This is a genomic window from Paenirhodobacter sp. CAU 1674, assembly GCF_029222945.1.
In the GTDB taxonomy this organism is placed as follows: Bacteria; Pseudomonadota; Alphaproteobacteria; order Rhodobacterales; family Rhodobacteraceae; genus Rhodobacter.
This window is the reverse complement of sequence record NZ_JARHUH010000006.1, coordinates 241,285-259,036: the sequence shown is the minus strand read 5'-3', so window position 1 is coordinate 259,036 and position 17,752 is coordinate 241,285. Positions and strand designations below refer to the sequence as shown.

Below are 17,752 nucleotides of genomic sequence, written 5' to 3'. Positions count from 1 at the left end.
CATGTCCTTCATCGAACTCAAGAATGTGTCGAAAAGCTTTGGCGAGGGCGACACCGCCACCCATGTTCTGAAGAACATCTCGCTGAGCGTGGAAGAGGGCGAATTCCTGGTGGTGCTGGGCTTTTCCGGCACCGGCAAGACCACGCTGATCAACCTGATCGCGGGGCTGGAACTGCCCGATCGCGGCGAGGTGCTGTTCAAGGGCGCCCCGGTCACCGGGCCGGGCCCCGACCGTGGGCTGGTGTTTCAATCCTACGCGCTGATGCCGTGGCTGACCGTCGAGGGCAATATTGCCCTGGCCGTCGAGGCGGTGCATAGCAAGAAGACCAAGGATGAGCGCGCCGCGATCGTGGCCAACTGCATCAAGATGGTGGGCCTCAGCCATGCCGTCGATCGCCGCCCGGCCGAATTGTCGGGGGGCATGCGCCAGCGGGTCGCCGTGGCGCGGGCGCTGGCGATGCAGCCCGAGGTTTTGCTGATGGACGAGCCGCTGTCGGCGCTGGACGCGCTGACCCGGGCCAATGTCGCCAGCGAGATCGAGGCGATCTGGGAAGCCGACCGCCGCACCGCGATCCTGATCACCAACGATGTCGACGAAGCGCTGGTTCTGGCTGACCGCATCGTCTGCCTCAACCCCGACGGCACCCTGGGCGAAACCTTCAAGGTCGATCTGGCGCGCCCGCGCGACCGGTCTGCCATGAACGAGGACCCGCAGTTCATGCATCTGCGCGCCGCGGTGACCAGCTATCTGATGGATGTGGGCATTCAGGGCAAGGCCGAGGAAACCCGCCGCCTGCCCGACGTGACCCCGCGCCATGCGATGCCCAAGGCCTATGCCGACGCCTCGGCGGCACAGGGTTTTGCGGATGAGCGGTATCTGCAGTTCTCGCAGCTGCACAAGATCTATCCCACGCCGAAAGGCCCGCTGACCGTGGTCGAGGATTTCAACCTGACCATGAAGAAGGGCGAGTTCATCAGCCTGATCGGCCATTCCGGTTGTGGCAAATCCACCGTGCTGACGATGACGGCCGGGCTGAACGCGATCTCGAAAGGGGCGATCAAGCTTGACGGTGTTCACGTCGAAGGGGCCGACCCGGAACGCGCCGTGGTGTTCCAGTCGCCGAACCTGTTCCCCTGGCTGACCGCCAAGGAAAACGTCGCGATCGGGGTCGACAAGGTTTACCCCAAGGCCACGCAGGCCGAACGGCAGGAGGTGGTGGAATACTACCTTGAACGCGTGGGCCTTGCCGACAGCATGGACAAGCCCGCCAGCGACATGTCGAACGGCATGCGCCAGCGGGTGGGCATTGCGCGGGCCTTCGCGCTCAGCCCAAAACTGCTGCTGCTGGATGAACCCTTCGGCATGCTCGACAGCCTGACCCGCTGGGAGTTGCAAGAGGTGCTGATGGAGGTCTGGTCGCGCACCAACGTGACCGCCGTCTGCGTCACCCATGACGTGGACGAGGCGATCCTGCTGGCCGACCGTGTGGTGATGATGACCAACGGCCCCCGCGCCACCATCGGCAAAATCACCGAAGTCAAGCTGCCGCGCCCGCGCACCCGCAAGGCGCTGCTCGATCACCCCGATTATTACCACTATCGCCAGGAAGTGTTGGATTTCCTTGAGGAATACGAACACGGCGCGCACAAGAAGGACGCAGCATAATGGCACAGAAGCTTGTCGTTATCGGTGCCGGCATGGCCTCTGGCCGTGCGCTGGAGCACCTGTTCGAAGAGGCGCCCGGCGCCTGGGATGTCACGCTGTTCAACGCCGAACCGCGCGGAAACTACAACCGCATCATGCTGAGCCCGGTGCTGTCGGGCGAAAAAACCTATGAGGAAATCGTCACCCATGACGATGCCTGGTATGCCGAACATGGCGTAACCTGCCGCTTTGGCGAAAAGGTTGTGTCGATCGACCGCGCCGCCAAGGTGGTGCATGGCGAAAACGGCGATGTCGCCTATGACAAGCTGATCGTCGCCACCGGCTCGACCCCGTTCATCATTCCGATGCCAGGGCACGACCTGAAAGGCGTGCTGGCCTATCGCGACCTGGAAGACACCAATGCGATGATCGAGGCGGCGGCGAAACCCGGCGCCCGCGCGGTGGTGATCGGCGGCGGTCTGCTGGGGCTCGAGGCGGCGGCGGGGCTGAAGCTGCGCGGCATGGATGTGACCGTGGTGCATATCATGGGGCACCTGATGGAACGCCAGCTGGACCCTTCGGCGGGCTACCTGCTGAAAAAGGCGCTGGAAGACCGGGGCATCACCGTTCTGTGCGAGGCCAATTCCGAACAGATCCTGGGCGAGGATGGCCACGTCACGGCGCTGCGCCTGAAAGACGGCACCGAACTGCCCTGCGATATTCTGGTGATGGCCGTGGGCATCCGCCCCAACACCAAACTGGCCGCCGAGGCCGGTCTGGCGGTGGGCCGCGGCATTCAGGTCGATGACGGCATGGTCACCTCGGACCCCGACATCCTGGCCCTGGGCGAATGCATCGAACATGACGGCCAGATCTTTGGCCTTGTCGCGCCGCTGTATGACCAGGCCAAGGTTCTGGCGAAAACCCTGCAGGGCGACGCCGCGACCTATGTCACGCGCGAAGTTTCGACCAAGCTCAAGGTTACCGGCTGCGACCTGTTCTCGGCGGGCGATTTTTCCGATGGCGAAGGCCGCGAGGACATCGTGTTCCGCGACCCCGGCCGCGGTGTCTATAAGCGCCTGATCTTGCAAGATAACAAGCTGATCGGCGCGGTGATGTATGGCGATACCGCCGACAGCAACTGGTTCTTCGGCCTTATCAAGGACGGCGCCGATGTGTCGGACATGCGCGACACGCTGATCTTTGGCCCGGGCTTCCAGGGGGGGGCCTCGTCGGACCCTCTGGCGGCCGTTGCAGCCTTGCCGCCTGAGGCGGAAATCTGTGGCTGCAACGGCGTTTGCAAAGGAAAAATCGTCGCGGCGATCGAGGCCGGCGCCACCACACTGGATGCGATCAAGGCCACGACCAAGGCCTCGGCCTCGTGCGGCACCTGCACCGGGCTGGTCGAACAGGTGATGGCGGTCACGATGGGTGACGCTTTCGTCATGCCCACCGTGCAGCCGATGTGCAAATGCACCGATCACACCCATGAAGACGTGCGCCGCCTGATCAAATCGCAACAGCTGAAGTCGATGCCCGCGGTGATGCAGGAACTGGGCTGGAAAACCCCCGATGGCTGCCCCTCGTGCCGCCCGGCACTGAACTATTACCTGCTGGCCGACTGGCCGCTGGAGTATAAGGACGACCGCCAGTCGCGTTTCGTGAACGAACGCAACCACGCCAACATCCAGAAGGACGGCACCTATAGCGTCGTGCCGCGGATGTGGGGCGGCGTCACCACGCCCGCCGAACTGCGCGCGATTGCCGACGCGGCCGAGAAATACGACGTGCCGATGGTCAAGATGACCGGCGGGCAGCGGATCGACCTGCTGGGTGTCAAGAAAGAGGACCTGCCCGCGATGTGGGCCGATCTGAACGCGGCGGGGATGGTATCGGGGCATGCCTATACCAAGGGTCTGCGCACGGTGAAAACCTGCGTCGGCACCGAATTCTGCCGCTTCGGCACGCAGGATTCGACCGGCCTTGGGATCAAGCTCGAGAAAATGCTCTGGGGGTCCTGGACGCCGCACAAGCTGAAACTCGCGGTCACCGGCTGCCCGCGCAACTGCGCCGAAGCGACCTGCAAGGATATCGGCATCGTCTGCGTGGACAGCGGTTATCAGATCGGGGTCGCGGGCGCGGCGGGCATGGACCTGAAGGAAACCGAACTGCTGTGCACCGTCGCCACCGAAGAAGAGGTGATGGAGATCGTGGCGGCCTTCACCCAGCTTTACCGCGAAAACGCGCGCTACCTGCATCGCATCTACAAATGGGTGGCGAAGGTCGGGCTCGACTGGTGCAAGGCGCAGGTGGTCGACGACTTGGCAAATCGCAAGGCGCTGGCCGCGCGGTTCGAACTCTCGCAGTCGATCTATCGCACCGACCCCTGGGCCGAACATGCGAAACCTTCCGAACGGGCGAAATGGGCCCCGATTGCGGATTTCACCAAGGAGGCAGCAGAATGAGCTGGGTCGATATTGGCGCGCTGGAGGATATTCCCGCACAAGGCGCGCGTGTGGTGAAGACGGCGCAGGGCTGCGTTGCGGTGTTCCGCACGCTGGACGATCAGGTCTTTGCACTGGATGACCGCTGCCCGCACAAGGGCGGGCCGCTGTCCGAAGGGATCGTGCATGGTCATTCGGTGGCCTGCCCGCTGCACAACTGGGTGTTCGACATGTCCTCGGGTGCGGCGCAGGGCGCCGATGAGGGCCAGGTGAACACCTATCCCGCCCGTATCGAGAACGGCCGCGTGCTGTTGGATGCCACCCGCCTTTCCGCACGGAGTGCCGCCTGATGAATGCCCGTCCTGCCCGTGTCCGCCCCGCCCGCCCCGATCCCGCGTCGATGACGCGCTCGACCTGCCCTTATTGCGGGGTCGGTTGCGGGGTGCTGATCGGGCGCGATGCGGCAGGCGGTGTCGTCGTCAAGGGCGACCCCGATCACCCGGCGAACTATGGGCGGCTGTGTTCCAAGGGAACCGCCCTGGCCGAAACCCTGGGGATGGAGGATCGCCTGCTGACCCCACGGATCGGGGACCGCAATACCGATTGGGACGAGGCGCTGGATCTGGTTGCTGCGAAGTTCAGCGCCGCGATCCGCGATCATGGGCCGGGGTCCGTCGCGCTCTATGTCTCGGGGCAGTTGCTGACCGAGGATTACTATGTCGCGAACAAGCTGATGAAGGGCTTCATCGGTTGCGGCAATATCGACACCAATTCGCGGCTGTGCATGGCCTCTTCCGTGGCGGGGCATCGCCGGGCCTTCGGCACCGACACCGTGCCGGGGCTTTACGAGGATCTGGAGACGGCCGATCTGGTGGTGCTGACCGGCTCCAACCTCGCATGGTGCCATCCGGTGCTGTATCAACGGCTGGTCGCGGCCAAGGCGGCGCGTCCCGAAATGCGTGTTGTGGTCATCGACCCGCGCCGCACCGCAACCTGCGACATTGCCGATCTGCATCTGCGCGTTTCCTGCGGCGGGGATGCGGCGCTGTTCAACGCCTTGCTTGTTGCCATCGCCGAGCGTGGTGCGCTTGACCACGACTTCCTGACCCATGTGAACGGTTTCGACGAGGCACTTTCTGCCGCCCGCGCATCGGACCCGACGTTTTGCGGACTGTCTGATTCTGAAATTTCAGAATTTTGTGATCTGTGGGTAAATACCCCGAAAGTCGTGACTGTTTACAGCCAGGGTATCAACCAAAGCTCGTCGGGCACCGACAAGGTGAATGCGATTGTGAACTGCCATCTGGCAACCGGCCGGATCGGACAGCCGGGAATGGGGCCGTTTTCCGTAACCGGGCAGCCCAATGCGATGGGCGGTCGCGAAGTCGGCGGCCTGGCCAATATGCTGGCCTGCCACATGGATATTGAAAATCCTGCGCATCGCGGCGCCGTTCAGGCCTTCTGGAACAGCCCGGCCATTGCCGAAACCGCCGGCCTGAAGGCCGTCGACATGTTCCGCGCCGTGGGCGAAGGCAAGATCAAGGCGATCTGGATCATCCACACCAATCCCGCCGTGTCGATGCCCGATGCCGATGCCGTGCGCAGCGCCCTGCAGGGATGCGATTTCGTCGTGGTCAGCGATGTGACCGATCAGACCGATACCGCGCGGCTGGCCGATGTGCTGTTGCCTGCAACCGCATGGGCCGAAAAGGAAGGCACGGTCACCAACTCCGACCGCACGATCTCGCGTCAGCGCCGCATTCTTCCGATCCCCGGGCAGGCCCGGCACGATTGGGACATTCTGGCCGATGTCGCCCAACGAATGGGCTGGGCCGAGGCATTCAGTTGGGGTTCCGCCGCCGAAGTATTCGCCGAATATGCGGCCCTTTCCGGTGTGGGCGGCGGCATGGGGGTCGATTTCGACATCTCCGATCTGGCAGGTATCACCGCGCAGGACTATGCCGCGCTGGAGCCCTTCGTCTGGCCCCGCAACGCGCGCAAATCGGGCGGGCGGTTCTTTGCGGATGGGGTATTCCATACACCCGATGGCAAGGGGCGAATGCTGCCCGTCATGCCGCGCCCGCCGGTCAGCCAAGCCTCGGCCGAATATCCGTTTCGTCTGAACACCGGGCGGACACGCGACCAGTGGCACACGATGACGCGCACCGCCAAATCGCCGCGACTGAACCAACATCTGGGCGAACCCTATCTCGAAATTCACCCGCGGGACGCCGCCGCACTGGGGCTTGAGGCCGCCGATTTGGTGGCCGTGCGCAGCCCCCAGGGCAAGGCGATCCTGCGCGTGATGATTTCCGACACGGTGCGGATGGGCGAGGTCTTTGCGCCGATGCATTGGACAGGTGAAACCGCCGCAGCCGCGCGGATCGACGCGCTGGTTCGGGCCGAAACCGACCCGGTCTCTGGTCAGCCCGAAAGCAAAGCTTCGGTCGTCGCGCTGGAACGCTTTGCCGCCGGCTGGTTCGGCTTCGCCGTCTCGGGTGGCATGCAGCCGCAGCCCGATGCGCCCTATTGGACGCGGGTCCGCACCACCACCGGCTGGCGGATGGAACTGGCCGGGGCCGAGCAGCCGGACGATTGGGTCGCCTATGCCCGCGCAATGTTCGATCTGCCCGACGCCGAGGTCGCGACCGTAATCGACACTGCGCGCGGATCGGCGCGGATCGCCTTTCATCAAGGCGGTGTTCTGCTGGCCGCACTGTTCGTCGGGCCCACGCCCGTCGCCCTGTCGCGCACCCATATCGTGGCCAGGGTCGGCACCGAAAATGCGCCTGCCGTTCTGGCCGGACGCCCCGGCGCGGATGCGCCCGATCCGGGACCAACGGTCTGTGCCTGCCTCAATGTCGGGCTGAACCAGATCCGCGATGCAATCGAAAGCGGGCGGGCGTTGAGCGTTCAGGCCCTGGGCGAGGCCTTGGGGGCGGGCACATCTTGCGGATCGTGCCGTCCCGAACTTGCCACGCTGATTACCCGGTTTCGTCTACCCGAGGCGGCGCAATGACCGGCCGGATCAGCCTTGTGGGCGCAGGCCCCGGCGCGGCCGATCTGCTGACGCTGCGCGCGCTAAGCTGCCTGCAGGCGGCCGATGTGGTTTTTTACGATCGGCTGATCGACCCCGAGGTGATAGCCATGGCGCACCCCGGGGCAGAGCTGATCTTTGTCGGCAAACATGTCGGTGCGCATACCTGGCCGCAGGAGCGGATCAATGATGTGATCGTCGCCGCCGCCTTGCGGGGCAAGCATGTCGTGCGGCTGAAATCCGGTGACCCCGGGATTTTCGGGCGGGCAACCGAAGAGATGAGCGCAGCCCGTGCCGCCGGCATCCCGGTCGAACTGATCCCCGGGGTCACCGCGGCCAGCGCGGCCGCCGTGAGCCTCGGGCGTGCCCTGACCGAACGTGGGGAAACGGATCATCTGGTCATTGCCACCGGCACCTGCAAACCCGGCGATCCCGCCCCCGACTGGGCGGCCCTGATCCGCCCGGGCACCGTTCTGGCCTTGTATATGGCGGTGCGGGCGGCGGGGGACATGCGTGCCGCGCTGCTGGCCGCGGGCGTACCCTCGACCCTGGAGGTGCAGGCCGTTTCCGAAGCGGCAAGCCCGCGCGAACGCACCGTGACCACGACCCTGGCCCAGCTGCCCGACGCGATGCGTGCAGGCCGGATCAGCAATCCGGCAATCCTGTTTCTACGCTGGCCAAAACAAGCGGGCGCCGCGCAGCTTCTGGCCGCCGAGTAAGCGCGCCCGGCATCAGAAATAACTGCGCACCAAGGCCCCGGAAATCAGCACCCAGCCATTCGCCACCACGAAGAAGGCGAGCTTGAACGGTAGCGCGACCACCGCTGGCGGCACCATCATCATGCCCATCGACATCAGAATCGCCGAAACGACAAGGTCGATGATCAGAAACGGCAGAAAGACCAGAAAGCCGATTTCAAAGGCGCGCGTGATTTCCGACAGCATGAACGAGGGCACCAGCATCGCCAGCGGCGCATCACTGATCTTGCCCTCGAAAGGTGCTGTTTCACGCAAGGCGACCAGTGACGAAAAGGTTTCAGGGTCGGTGCGGTTCGCCATGAAGCCGCGAAACGGGGTGATGCCGCGCTCAAAAGCCGTCGGCACATCAATCGTGCCCGCCATCAGCGGTTCGACCCCGTTTGTCCAGCCTTCGGTAAATACCGGCTCCATGATGAACCAGGTCAGGAACAGGGCCAGGCTGACAATCAGCATGTTCGGCGGCGATTGCTGCAGGCCCAGCGCCTGCCGCAAAATCGACAGAACGGTGACGATGAAGGGAAAGCAGGTGACCATGATCGCCAGCCCCGGGGCGAGGCTGAGCAAGGTGATCGCTGCGATCATGAACATCGACCGCCCCGCCAGGCTGCCCTCCCCACCCAGCGACAAGGAAATATCCTGCGCCGAGACCGGAAGGGCGAACAGGATTAAGGTTACCACCAACCCCAAACGCATGAGTCAAAGCCCGTTCTGCAAATCGACGACCTCGGTCAGGCGCACCGCCAGCTGCCCGGTGCTGTCGCCGTCCAGCTCGGTCAGTTCACCGCGCGCGATCAGCTTGTCACCGACATAAAGTTCAACCGGGTCATCGACGCGACGATCCAGCGGCATGACGGAGTCCCGTTTCATCCGCAGCAGGTCGCGCACCAACGGCCGCGCCTTGCCGACCGAGATCGTTATTTCGATCGGCACCTGTGTGAATGGATTGCCCGAATGCGGATCGGGTCTTGCGGCGTCATCCATGGTGCGGCTCCTCTTGTTTTACCTGAAAATAGGTCGTGATGGCTTCGCCGATGGCCCCGATCACGCCATCCAGATCAATCTGCGTTTCCGTGTCGGCAAAGCGCAGATAGACTTGGCTTTCCGCCAGCGAGGGTTCCGCGATGAACGACAGGGGCAGGCGTGTTTCGCCCGACAGCAGATCGCGAATCTGAGGCAGGGCGGCGGGGCTCGCCACGACCGTCACCGGCTGCCCGCTCAGTTTTTCGGCCACAGGCATCAGCTGCTCGGCCACGACCGGCGCCAGGGCCTGACGCGCGACCATCGGCAGGACTTTCGCCGTCATGTCGACAAGCAGCGGACGCAGCGCCTCCAGCACGTTCTGGCGTGCCTCGTGATAAGTGAAGGCAAGCGCCTGCAGGTTCTGCCCCAAATCGGCGCGCAGCCGGGTCATTTCGGCGTCCTGCGCGGCAACGGCATCATCCCATCCGGCACTGTAGCCTTTCTCGAAAGCTGCCAGGCGGGCGTTTTCGAACTCCTCGGGGTCAAGCTCCAATTGTGCGGATTTGGGGTCGGGCGCCTCGAAGGATTCGAGTGTGAAACGGCTGCTCATGAGGCGCGCTCTCCGTCTTCCATCCAGTTCCTCAAGATCTCGACGGTTTCGGATTGCCGCTCCTCGATCAGGCGTTTCAGCCGCACGACCGGATCGTCATTCATCCCGTCGTCGCCGAACGCATTGCCCATCGCCATCGGCATTTGCAGCCCGCCCATATCGAAATCGGAGACCAGCTCCATGCCGTCGGGCGACATGTCGCTGTCGTCGATCTCTCCGGTCAACGCCATCGACCCTCCGACGTTCTCCGTGGGCGCAGGCAATTCTGCGAGAGTCGAGGCGCTGCCCGACCGCGTCAGAATGGGGCGCATCACGAAAAGCCCCAGCACCAGCGCCACAACCGAGAGCACCACCAGTTGAATCAATTGCATCACATCAATGCCGGCGTGTGAAAACAGGCTGCTGCCAACCTCGGTGCCCTGGGCAACCACCGGTTCAAAGGCCATGGAGCGCAAGGTGATGACATCTCCGCGCGCCTCTTCGAAACCAACGGCAGACGCAACCAGTTCCCGCAGGGCCGCAAGCTCTTCCTCGGGGCGAGGCTCCCAGACGGTGCTGCCGGTCGAATCGGTTTTCTCGATACCATCGACCAGAACCGCAACCGTTAGCCGCCTGATCGCGCCGGGCGTGCGCAAGATTTCACGCGTCGTCTCGGACACTTCGAAGTTTGTCCGTTCACGCGTTTCCGACACCTGGCTTTGCGACTGCCCACCCGCGCCCGCCTGTCCATCCGGCAGGTTCGAGGCCACAGTCACCGCCCCAGGTTTGGTGTCGTTCGAATTGTTCGACCGCTCTTCGGTATCGGTCGAGATCGCGACTCGCCCGTCCGGATCAAAACGCCGCTCGGTGATCGCCTCGCGCTCGGTCACGGTTTGCAGCGAAACTTCGACCACGGCATTGCCATAGCCGACACGGGCCTCGAGCAACCGCTCGACATTGCGCTTCAGCTCCGTCGCCCGGTCCTCGCCATCGACGGCGCTGGCCGCCTCGTCCCCAGCAGCAATCAGCCCCCCGGCGCCGTCGATCACCGACACATCCTCGGGCTGCATCCCGGAGACGGCCGACGCGATCAGATATTTCAGGGCTTTGGCATGAGTCGGGGAAAGCCCGCCGTTCGCCGTGGTAACCGTTACCGAGGCCGTCGGACGCAAATCCTTGCGGAACGGCTGGCTTCCCTGATGCGCGATATGCACGCGCGCGCTGCGAATCGCCGGGTTTGCAACGATTGTCCGGGCCAGCTCGCCCTCTTTCGCCCGCCAATAGGCGGCATCGAACATCTGCGAGGTCGTCCCGAACCCCGACAGCGAATCGAGCAGTTCATACCCCGCGCCCCCAACAGCCGGCAGTCCCTCTGCCGCGAGCGTCATCCGCAACTCATCCCGCCGGGAATTTTCGACATAAATCGAATCGCCTCGAATTTCATAGACCGCGCCCCGTTGTTCCAGTGCAGCCACGATTTCCCCGGCCTGAGCCCCCTCCAGCCCGGCATAAAGCAAGGCCATCGTTGGCCTGGACGCCATGCCTGACACCGTCAGAATCGCCGCAAACATCAGAGCCGTCGCGCCCACAACAACGATGCGGCGGCGGGTATCGAGAGCCTGCCAAACGGCCATGATCTGTTGCAAGACGCACCTCCTCTGAGCGGGCTTCTGCCCCGTCGTCCCCTCACCTTTCTCAGATCGCCCTTAACAATCGGTTAGTGGATCTGTGGCTATAGGTGTCGGGAACGAAGAAATCGGTGATGCCATGGCTGAGTCAGCGCCGGAGCCCGAAGACGCTCCGAAAAAGAAATCGAAACTGCCCTTGATCATTGGCCTTGTGTTGATGTTGGCCTTGGGGGGCGGCGGGTTTTACGCCGTCTATTCCGGTCTGATTCTGGGCCCCGCCCATCCCGAAACGAATGCCCACGGCGACGAAACGACGCCAGAGCCTCTGCCCGAAATCGCCTTTGTTCCACTGGACCCGATGGTGATTTCCCTGAACGGATCAAGCGCGCGGCACCTGCGGTTTTCTGCCCAGCTCGAAGTGCCACTGGCACATCAGAAAGAGGTGGAACATCTGAAACCCCGCGTGATGGACGTGCTGAACGGCTATCTGCGCGCGGTCGATATCTCGGATCTCGAAGACCCTTCTGCCTTGATTCGATTGCGTGCGCAAATGTTGCGCCGGGTGCAGATCGTGGTGGGCGAAGGCCGTGTGCGGGACCTTCTGATCATCGAATTCGTTCTGAATTGAGGAGGCATTCATGAACCTCATCGCCGATATCATGCTGGGCGCCGGGGCTCTTGGCGCGGCTATTTACTGTTTCGTTCTGTCGCGGCGCCTGAAGCGCTTCAATCAGCTTGAAAACGGAATGGGCGGGGCGATTGCCGTGCTCTCTGCTCAGGTGGATGACATGACCAGGGCGCTGAACCGCGCGCAGACGACGGCGGCCGGTTCTGCCGAACAGCTCACGGCCCTGACCGCCCGCGCCGAACAGGGCGCCGAGCGGCTGGAACTGATGCTCGCGGCCCTGCACGACCTGCCTGATGCTGACCATGAAGGCCGTCGCCAGCGCGTCCTGCGACGCCGGGCGCGTTATTCCGACATGGAGGCCGCCGAATGACAGCTCCGGCCGTTCGCAAGAAGCGCAAACGCTGGCTCGGCCGCAGCAGCCTGATAATGATCATGGCGCTGTTTGTCGGGTCCGCGGTGCTGCGCCTGACAGATGGCGCGGGCCTCGCCTTCGCCCGTGCAAGCAGTGCCGCACAGGAGCCTCAGGGTAACGAATGCACAACCGATGCCGGGGTGATGGCGCTGCTTGACGAAGTTCAGCGCCGGGAACAGCGCGTCATCGAGCGCGAGGGCCTGATGACCGACCGCACTCAGGCGCTTCAATTGGCCGAGAAGCGCATGGAAGAGCGTCTCGCAGCCCTGCGTGCCGCCGAAGACGAACTGGCGAAAACCGTTTCGATTGCCGAGAAGGCCGCCGATGAAGACGTCGCCCGACTGGTCACGCTTTATGAAAACATGAAGCCCAAGGACGCCGCACGCCTGTTCGAGGAAATGGCGCCTGAATTCGCGGCGGGTTTCATGGCACGGATGCGCCCCGATGCGGCCGCGGCCATCATGGCCGGTGTGGACCCCAAGGTCGCCTATACGATCAGTGTCCTGATGGCGGGGCGGAATGCCAATGCACCGAAAAACTGAGTCGATCAGCATTTGTTAAATCGGATCTGCGAGACTCGGCAAAACGAACGGAGGCAGCCCAATGGTTGGGATTATCGGCATTGTCATCATCTTCGCGATGGTGTTCGGCGGCTATGTCGCAGCTGGCGGCAAGATGGGGATCATCCTGAAATCGCTGCCGTTCGAACTCATCATGATCGGCGGTGCCGCGGCCGGCGCATTCGTCCTGTCCAACGACATGGCAGCAATCAAACATACGATGAAAGACATCGGAAAGGTGTTCAAGGGGCCGAAGTGGAAACCCGCCGATTATCGCGATCTTCTGTGCCTGCTGTTCGAGTTGATCCGCCTCGCCCGGCAGAACCCCGTTGCCATCGAGGAACACATCGAAGCCCCCGAGAACTCTTCAATCTTCGGGAAATATCCGAAGATCCTTCACGATCACGAAGCGGTCGAGATGATCTGTGACACGATGCGCTCGGCCTCGATGAACTATGACGACCCGCACCAGGTCGAAGAGGTTCTCGAAAAGCAACTCGAGGCAAATTACCATCACGCGATGCATTCCAGCCATGCGATGCAGTCCGTTGCTGACGCAATGCCCGCTCTCGGCATCGTCGCCGCTGTTCTCGGGGTCATCAAGACCATGGCCTCCATTGATCAACCACCTGAAATTCTGGGAAAAATGATCGGCGGCGCGTTGGTCGGAACGTTTCTGGGCGTGTTTCTGGCCTATGGGTTCATCGGCCCCTTCGCAACACGCATGAAGGCTGTCATCGACGAAGACAGCCATTTTTACAAATTGATCCGTGAGGTTCTGGTCGCAAATCTGCACAATCACGCCACCAACATTTGCATCGAAGTCGGCCGTCAAAATACCCCGCATCACATCCGGCCGAGCTTTTCCGACCTCGAAGAAGCTCTGAAAGCCGTGAAGTCGGAGGCGGCATGATCGCACGCATCCTCGCCATTCTGCTCGTCCTCGTTATGTCCCCAGCCGCGGCCCTGCAGGTCACCGTGCGTTCCGGCGAACATGAAGACTTTTCACGACTCGTCTTCCTGCTCCCATCACAAACGAAATGGTCCTTGATCGAGAGCGGGACTGATTTTCGTGTCAGCTTCGATCGCACGGATCTGACCTTCGATTTCTCGAACGTGTTCCGATACATTCCAAAAGATCGGATCAGGTCAATTTCCCAGGTAGACCCCGCTTCATCCGTCCTGATCGAGGCAGGCGACGACATTCGCGCGGAGGCCTTCGAACTCTCGTCGGGCGCCGTTGTGGTCGATTTTGTCACCTCACCCCAAACCGCCCCCCTCAGAACCTTGGCGGCACCCAAAAAAATCGAAAGGGCGCCTGCCTCTCCGGAATCCTATTTATCTCTTTATTGGCGGGACCGTTCGGATGAAAAATCCAAAACGCCATCTGATCAATCGCGCACAACAACCATTGCCTTGCCTGACCCTCGTGTCCAGCAGGCTGAAAGAGAACTGATCGCACAGCTGGCCCGCGCCGCCGCGCAGGGCCTGATCAGGTTGGATATGCCGTCACCGCCGGCAGCTTCTGCTTCTGAGCGGACGCGGCCTAGCCAGAAAGAACACGGGCTACCGGCCGTCTTGCCACTTCCAAACGATCACATCGCGATTCGTTCACAGACTGCAATCGACCGCGATACCTTTTCTGCAGGCCTATCGGACGACCTGACAGGGCAAGGGAAACGTTGCTACCCGGATGGATTGTTCAACATGGCAGGATGGCTTGAAGACGCATCCCCGGCAGAGCAGATCGGCAAAGCCCGCCGGGATCTGGTCGGGGAATTCGATACCCCGAATCCCGACGCCGTTCTCAACCTGGCCAGAACCTATCTCACGCTGAGCTTTGGCGTGGAAGCCTGGCACCTCGCGCAGACGATGGACAGCAGCAGCGAAGCGACCGAGGCAATTCGGTTCATGGCGTCGGTGATCGACTCCAATCCCGTTGCGCCCGATTCGTCCATACTTTCCATGGCCAATTGTGATGGCGATGTGGCGATGTGGGCCCTGCTGGGGGCCTCGGATCAGGCCTTGCCCGATGCGGTTCGCTTTGGCGCCGTGCAACGTGCCTTTTCATCTCTTCCATATATTCATCGCAAACTTTTCGGGCCGGACCTGGTCAGAAAACTGATTGATCTTGGCGCACCGGATATCGCGGAATCCATTCGTTCTGCACTTGCGCGCGCACCCGAAAACCCGGGCAATGCCATGGACCTTATGGATGCGCGGCTTGAGGTTGCCGCAGACGCGGCGCTACAGGCCGAAAAGCATCTTGAACCGGTCATCAACGAAAATACGAACCACGCCTCCGAGGCCATCGTCCTTTACATCAACGAGCGAATAAGGCGCGGCGACCCCATTGATGATGCCACCACAGAAAACGCCGGGGCGTTGGCATTTGAACTCCGGGATAGCGATGAGGGTTTGGCACTTCTGCGCGCCCACAGCCTCGGCCTCGGTTCGGTGGGCCGTTTCACCGAAGCATTTTCAGCCATGGAAAAATGGCCGGAGCAGAGGCAGAGCCCCCTCAAGGAGACAACCGTTTCCGACCTTTTCCAGCTCCTGTCGGTCGTGCCCGACGATCAGTTGTTTCTGAAGGCCTATTATGCCCACAAGCGACAGGCTGCCGAGCAAGGGTTACGACAACCCGTGCGGAACGCACTTGCCGCCCGGCTGATCACTCTGGGATTTGCCACCAGCGCCAGAGAGGTTCTGGGCCCGGATGCCTTACATTCCGAGCAAGGACGCATCTTGCTTGCGCGCGCGGCACTTGAAGAACGTGATGCCCCGGCAACGCTTGCCCACCTGTCGGAAATCTCGGCGCCCGAAGCCAGCCAACTGCGCGGCAAAGCCTTGCAAATGCTGGGAGAACACGCCGCTGCCAAGAACGAATTCCTGAAAACTGGCGATGTCGTCGCAGAAACCACCGAGGCCTGGCGAAGCGCGGATTGGCAAACCATTGCAGTTTCGGGGAGCGCGGCGGAGAAAAACTTCCTTGCAGCGTTCGACCTTGAGCCCCGCGAAACCGCAGCCTCAGAGTCAATCGACCCCGAAACAACGGGGATGCTTGCCCGGTCACGCGCCCTGATCGAGAAAAGCCAATCCCAACGAGAAGCGTTGCAGGCTCTGTTGCACGAGCTGGAAACGCCTCGTTAACCGCAAGCACATTCAAAACCGGCGCCACAATGGCCAAAACAATGGGCCACAATTGCGACCGCTCAGGGACGAACAAGATCAGGGGCCTTGATGAAACTGGTGCCGGTGAAGGGACTCGAACCCCCGACCCCATCATTACGAATGACGTGCTCTACCAGCTGAGCTACACCGGCGCCTGCGCTCTACTGTCTTGAAATCCGATCGGAACGTGCTGGGTGTTCCGTTGATGATTTCAAGCCCCGAAACCGGCATTGTGCGCAGGGCACAAAAGTGTCGCGGGACGAGCGATCTGTGTGCTGAGGCGTTTAAACGCTCGGGCTTCGAAGCGCAAGGCAGGAAAACGCGCCACACAATAGAATTTGGGGCGGCATTCACAGCCAAAGACCCCACGCCCCCAGACCCGACAATCGCCGCGGACATCATGTCACGCGGCGATTGCCAGTTCTGCCCTTGGCTCAGGGCGTCTTGCCGTCCCGCGTTTCGGCGTCAAGGATCAAATCCGCATCAACAATCGATTCAATATCCACCGGATCGTCATGCTCATCCGCCGTTGTCGGCTGACCCACGATCAGCGGCAGCATCTCTGCCCCATGAGGCAAAGGCACTGCACCCTGGACCGGCTCACGCCAGCTCAATGTGTCGAAACCGCCGCAATTGTCGCAAACCGGGCTCCACTCCGCCTGAATGTTCTGACACTTGTCGCAACACCACTGCGGGCCACGCGGGGCACTCAATGCGCGCGTCAGCCAACCGCGCACCACCGCATCATCTGCCCCCTCCCCGCGTTCGACCGCAGCCATGATCGTCAAGACCCGCGCTGTCGGATGCACTTCCGCCAGATCGCCCAGCGCGCGCCGTGCGGCGGGAAAATCCTCGGCGGCGATGTTCAGCTCGGCCTGCAACAGGCGCGTTTCTTCGTGATCCGGGCGCAACGCCAGCAGCTTTTCAAAACGTTTAAGCCGCTGGGCCGGCGATTCATCGGGCGCGATTTCGGCATAGGCCGCAGCCAGGTCGGGATGCGGCTGCGCCTCCCATGCCTTGTGCAGCACCCGCGCGGCATGTTTCGCGTTGCCCTTCGCGATATAGGCCCGCGCCGCCATCACCGCCGCCGGGATCAGATCCGGAGAGGATTTGTTGGCCGCAATTGCCGCTTCGCGCGCCTCGACGGTCGCGCCTTCATCCAGCACACCCTTGGCCTCTTGCAGGGCCAGAACCGCATCACGGCGTTTATGCACATCCTTCGGCAACAGACCCTGCCGGAGTTTTGTGCTCAGCACATCACGCGCGCCCTTCCAGTCGCCTTTCTCGGCCTGCAGTTTCAGCAGCGTGTCCTGCACCTCTTGGTGTTTGGGCTTCAGCGCATAGGCCTTTTCCGCCAGCTTCAGCGCCGTGTCGGTGTCGCCTTCGGCCAGCTTTTGCTTCATCAAGCCACGCACCCCCACGAAGCGCGTCCGCTCGTCACCGAGCAGACGCTTGTAGACCGCGGTCGCCATCTTTGTATCGCCCGCCACCTCGGCCGCCTGCGCCGTCAGCAGGTTGGTCAACTCGGGGCGTTGCAGGAACCGTTCGGCCCGCGCAGCTTTCGACAATGCCAGCCGCCCCTCGCCCGAGGCCACCGCCATCAGCCCCTCGGCCAGCGCCTCATAGCCTTTGCGTTCGCGATTGCGGTCGAAATAGCGGCTGATCGCGGTTTCATCGCCGTTCAGGAATCGCAAAAACGCCACGATCAGGCCCACTGCCTTCAACAGAACCCAGACCGCAACAAAGGTCAGAAGCGCCACGATGACCGCCTGCAGCGGCCCCAGCGTGAATTCCTTGCCCAGCAGGATCAGCCGTACCCCCTCGCCGCTTTCGGCAAGGTAGGTGGCCCCCATTGTCAGCGCGGCAACCGCCACGAGGAACAGCGCGATTTTAACGAATGACCAGATCATGGCTGTCCCC

15 protein-coding genes and 1 tRNA gene are annotated in these 17,752 nt (G+C 62.4%); 10 read left to right on the top strand and 6 right to left on the bottom strand.

Going from position 1 to position 17,752, the window contains the following annotated elements:
- The first annotated feature begins 1 nt into the window (after position 1).
- From P2G62_RS10830 to cobA, 5 genes are read left to right on the top strand one after another with little or no spacing between them, the layout of a single operon-like run.
- Positions 2-1,666, top strand: coding sequence for an ABC transporter ATP-binding protein (locus tag P2G62_RS10830; protein ID WP_275734914.1), 1,665 nt, complete (start codon positions 2-4; stop codon positions 1,664-1,666).
- Entirely contained in the window at positions 1,666-4,110 is a 2,445-nt protein-coding gene (gene nirB, locus P2G62_RS10825) for a nitrite reductase large subunit NirB (protein ID WP_275734913.1), read from the top strand. The genes P2G62_RS10830 and nirB overlap by 1 nt, the downstream gene beginning before the upstream one ends.
- A complete protein-coding gene (gene nirD / locus P2G62_RS10820; protein WP_275734912.1) occupies positions 4,107-4,439 on the top strand; it encodes a nitrite reductase small subunit NirD in 333 nt (110 codons plus the stop codon). Before nirB ends, nirD begins: the two co-directional genes overlap by 4 nt.
- On the top strand, positions 4,439-7,108 hold the full coding sequence (locus P2G62_RS10815; RefSeq protein WP_275734911.1) for a nitrate reductase: 2,670 nt from the start codon (positions 4,439-4,441) through the stop codon (positions 7,106-7,108). The genes nirD and P2G62_RS10815 overlap by 1 nt, the downstream gene beginning before the upstream one ends.
- Complete coding sequence (cobA, locus tag P2G62_RS10810) at positions 7,105-7,845, top strand: uroporphyrinogen-III C-methyltransferase (protein ID WP_275734910.1); 741 nt, start codon at positions 7,105-7,107, stop codon at positions 7,843-7,845. Before P2G62_RS10815 ends, cobA begins: the two co-directional genes overlap by 4 nt.
- Positions 7,846-7,857: 12 nt before the next feature.
- Here the strand turns inward: cobA and fliP are convergent, their stop codons facing one another.
- The 4 genes from fliP to fliF are packed head-to-tail and all read right to left on the bottom strand — an operon-like array spanning position 7,858 to position 11,079.
- Positions 7,858-8,577 carry a flagellar type III secretion system pore protein FliP gene (fliP, locus tag P2G62_RS10805; RefSeq protein ID WP_275734909.1) on the bottom strand — a complete coding sequence of 240 codons (720 nt, stop codon included), beginning with the start codon at positions 8,575-8,577 and terminating at the stop codon, positions 7,858-7,860.
- A 3-nt stretch (positions 8,578-8,580) separates the two neighbouring features.
- The gene (locus tag P2G62_RS10800) at positions 8,581-8,865 is read right to left on the bottom strand and encodes a FliM/FliN family flagellar motor switch protein (protein WP_275734908.1); all 285 of its coding nucleotides are present in this window, start codon (positions 8,863-8,865) and stop codon (positions 8,581-8,583) included.
- Positions 8,858-9,454, bottom strand: a complete 597-nt coding sequence (locus P2G62_RS10795; RefSeq protein WP_275734907.1) for a flagellar biosynthesis protein — start codon at positions 9,452-9,454, stop codon at positions 8,858-8,860. Before P2G62_RS10795 ends, P2G62_RS10800 begins: the two co-directional genes overlap by 8 nt.
- A complete protein-coding gene (fliF, locus tag P2G62_RS10790) occupies positions 9,451-11,079 on the bottom strand; it encodes a flagellar basal-body MS-ring/collar protein FliF (protein WP_275734906.1) in 1,629 nt (542 codons plus the stop codon). Before fliF ends, P2G62_RS10795 begins: the two co-directional genes overlap by 4 nt.
- 121 nt (positions 11,080-11,200) lie before the next feature.
- Between fliF and P2G62_RS10785 the strand changes: the two genes are divergently transcribed.
- The 5 genes from P2G62_RS10785 (at position 11,201) to P2G62_RS10765 (ending at position 15,811) form a co-directional block, all read left to right on the top strand.
- Positions 11,201-11,689 (top strand): flagellar basal body-associated FliL family protein, encoded by a 489-nt coding sequence (locus P2G62_RS10785; protein WP_275734905.1) that lies wholly within the window; start codon positions 11,201-11,203, stop codon positions 11,687-11,689.
- Positions 11,690-11,699: 10 nt separating this feature from the next.
- Entirely contained in the window at positions 11,700-12,059 is a 360-nt protein-coding gene (locus tag P2G62_RS10780; protein WP_275734904.1) for a hypothetical protein, read from the top strand.
- Positions 12,056-12,643, top strand: coding sequence for a hypothetical protein (locus P2G62_RS10775; protein ID WP_275734903.1), 588 nt, complete (start codon positions 12,056-12,058; stop codon positions 12,641-12,643). Before P2G62_RS10780 ends, P2G62_RS10775 begins: the two co-directional genes overlap by 4 nt.
- A 61-nt stretch (positions 12,644-12,704) precedes the next feature.
- Positions 12,705-13,574, top strand: coding sequence for a flagellar motor stator protein MotA (motA, locus tag P2G62_RS10770; RefSeq protein WP_275734902.1), 870 nt, complete (start codon positions 12,705-12,707; stop codon positions 13,572-13,574).
- Positions 13,571-15,811, top strand: a complete 2,241-nt coding sequence (locus P2G62_RS10765; RefSeq protein ID WP_275734901.1) for a hypothetical protein — start codon at positions 13,571-13,573, stop codon at positions 15,809-15,811. The genes motA and P2G62_RS10765 overlap by 4 nt, the downstream gene beginning before the upstream one ends.
- Positions 15,812-15,908: 97 nt before the next feature.
- Here the strand turns inward: P2G62_RS10765 and P2G62_RS10760 are convergent.
- Together P2G62_RS10760 and P2G62_RS10755 are read right to left on the bottom strand one after the other, a co-directional pair.
- Positions 15,909-15,984, bottom strand: a tRNA-Thr gene (locus P2G62_RS10760).
- Positions 15,985-16,266: 282 nt separating this feature from the next.
- On the bottom strand, positions 16,267-17,742 hold the full coding sequence (locus tag P2G62_RS10755) for a heme biosynthesis HemY N-terminal domain-containing protein (protein ID WP_275734900.1): 1,476 nt from the start codon (positions 17,740-17,742) through the stop codon (positions 16,267-16,269).
- Between the last annotated feature and the right edge of the window lie 10 nt (positions 17,743-17,752).

Excerpts from the sequence above, each read along its gene's own strand:
- cobA (WP_275734910.1), top strand. The coding sequence starts at position 7,105 with ATGACCGGCCGGATCAGCCTTGTGGGCGCAGGCCCCGGCGCGGCCGAT.
- P2G62_RS10755 (WP_275734900.1), bottom strand. The coding sequence starts at position 17,742 with ATGATCTGGTCATTCGTTAAAATCGCGCTGTTCCTCGTGGCGGTTGCC.
- P2G62_RS10830 (WP_275734914.1), top strand. The coding sequence starts at position 2 with ATGTCCTTCATCGAACTCAAGAATGTGTCGAAAAGCTTTGGCGAGGGC.
- P2G62_RS10795 (WP_275734907.1), bottom strand. The coding sequence starts at position 9,454 with ATGAGCAGCCGTTTCACACTCGAATCCTTCGAGGCGCCCGACCCCAAA.
- P2G62_RS10815 (WP_275734911.1), top strand. The coding sequence starts at position 4,439 with ATGAATGCCCGTCCTGCCCGTGTCCGCCCCGCCCGCCCCGATCCCGCG.
- P2G62_RS10780 (WP_275734904.1), top strand. The coding sequence starts at position 11,700 with ATGAACCTCATCGCCGATATCATGCTGGGCGCCGGGGCTCTTGGCGCG.
- P2G62_RS10785 (WP_275734905.1), top strand. The coding sequence starts at position 11,201 with ATGGCTGAGTCAGCGCCGGAGCCCGAAGACGCTCCGAAAAAGAAATCG.
- nirD (WP_275734912.1), top strand. The coding sequence starts at position 4,107 with ATGAGCTGGGTCGATATTGGCGCGCTGGAGGATATTCCCGCACAAGGC.
- P2G62_RS10800 (WP_275734908.1), bottom strand. The coding sequence starts at position 8,865 with ATGGATGACGCCGCAAGACCCGATCCGCATTCGGGCAATCCATTCACA.
- P2G62_RS10765 (WP_275734901.1), top strand. The coding sequence starts at position 13,571 with ATGATCGCACGCATCCTCGCCATTCTGCTCGTCCTCGTTATGTCCCCA.
- motA (WP_275734902.1), top strand. The coding sequence starts at position 12,705 with ATGGTTGGGATTATCGGCATTGTCATCATCTTCGCGATGGTGTTCGGC.
- nirB (WP_275734913.1), top strand. The coding sequence starts at position 1,666 with ATGGCACAGAAGCTTGTCGTTATCGGTGCCGGCATGGCCTCTGGCCGT.
- P2G62_RS10775 (WP_275734903.1), top strand. The coding sequence starts at position 12,056 with ATGACAGCTCCGGCCGTTCGCAAGAAGCGCAAACGCTGGCTCGGCCGC.
- fliP (WP_275734909.1), bottom strand. The coding sequence starts at position 8,577 with ATGCGTTTGGGGTTGGTGGTAACCTTAATCCTGTTCGCCCTTCCGGTC.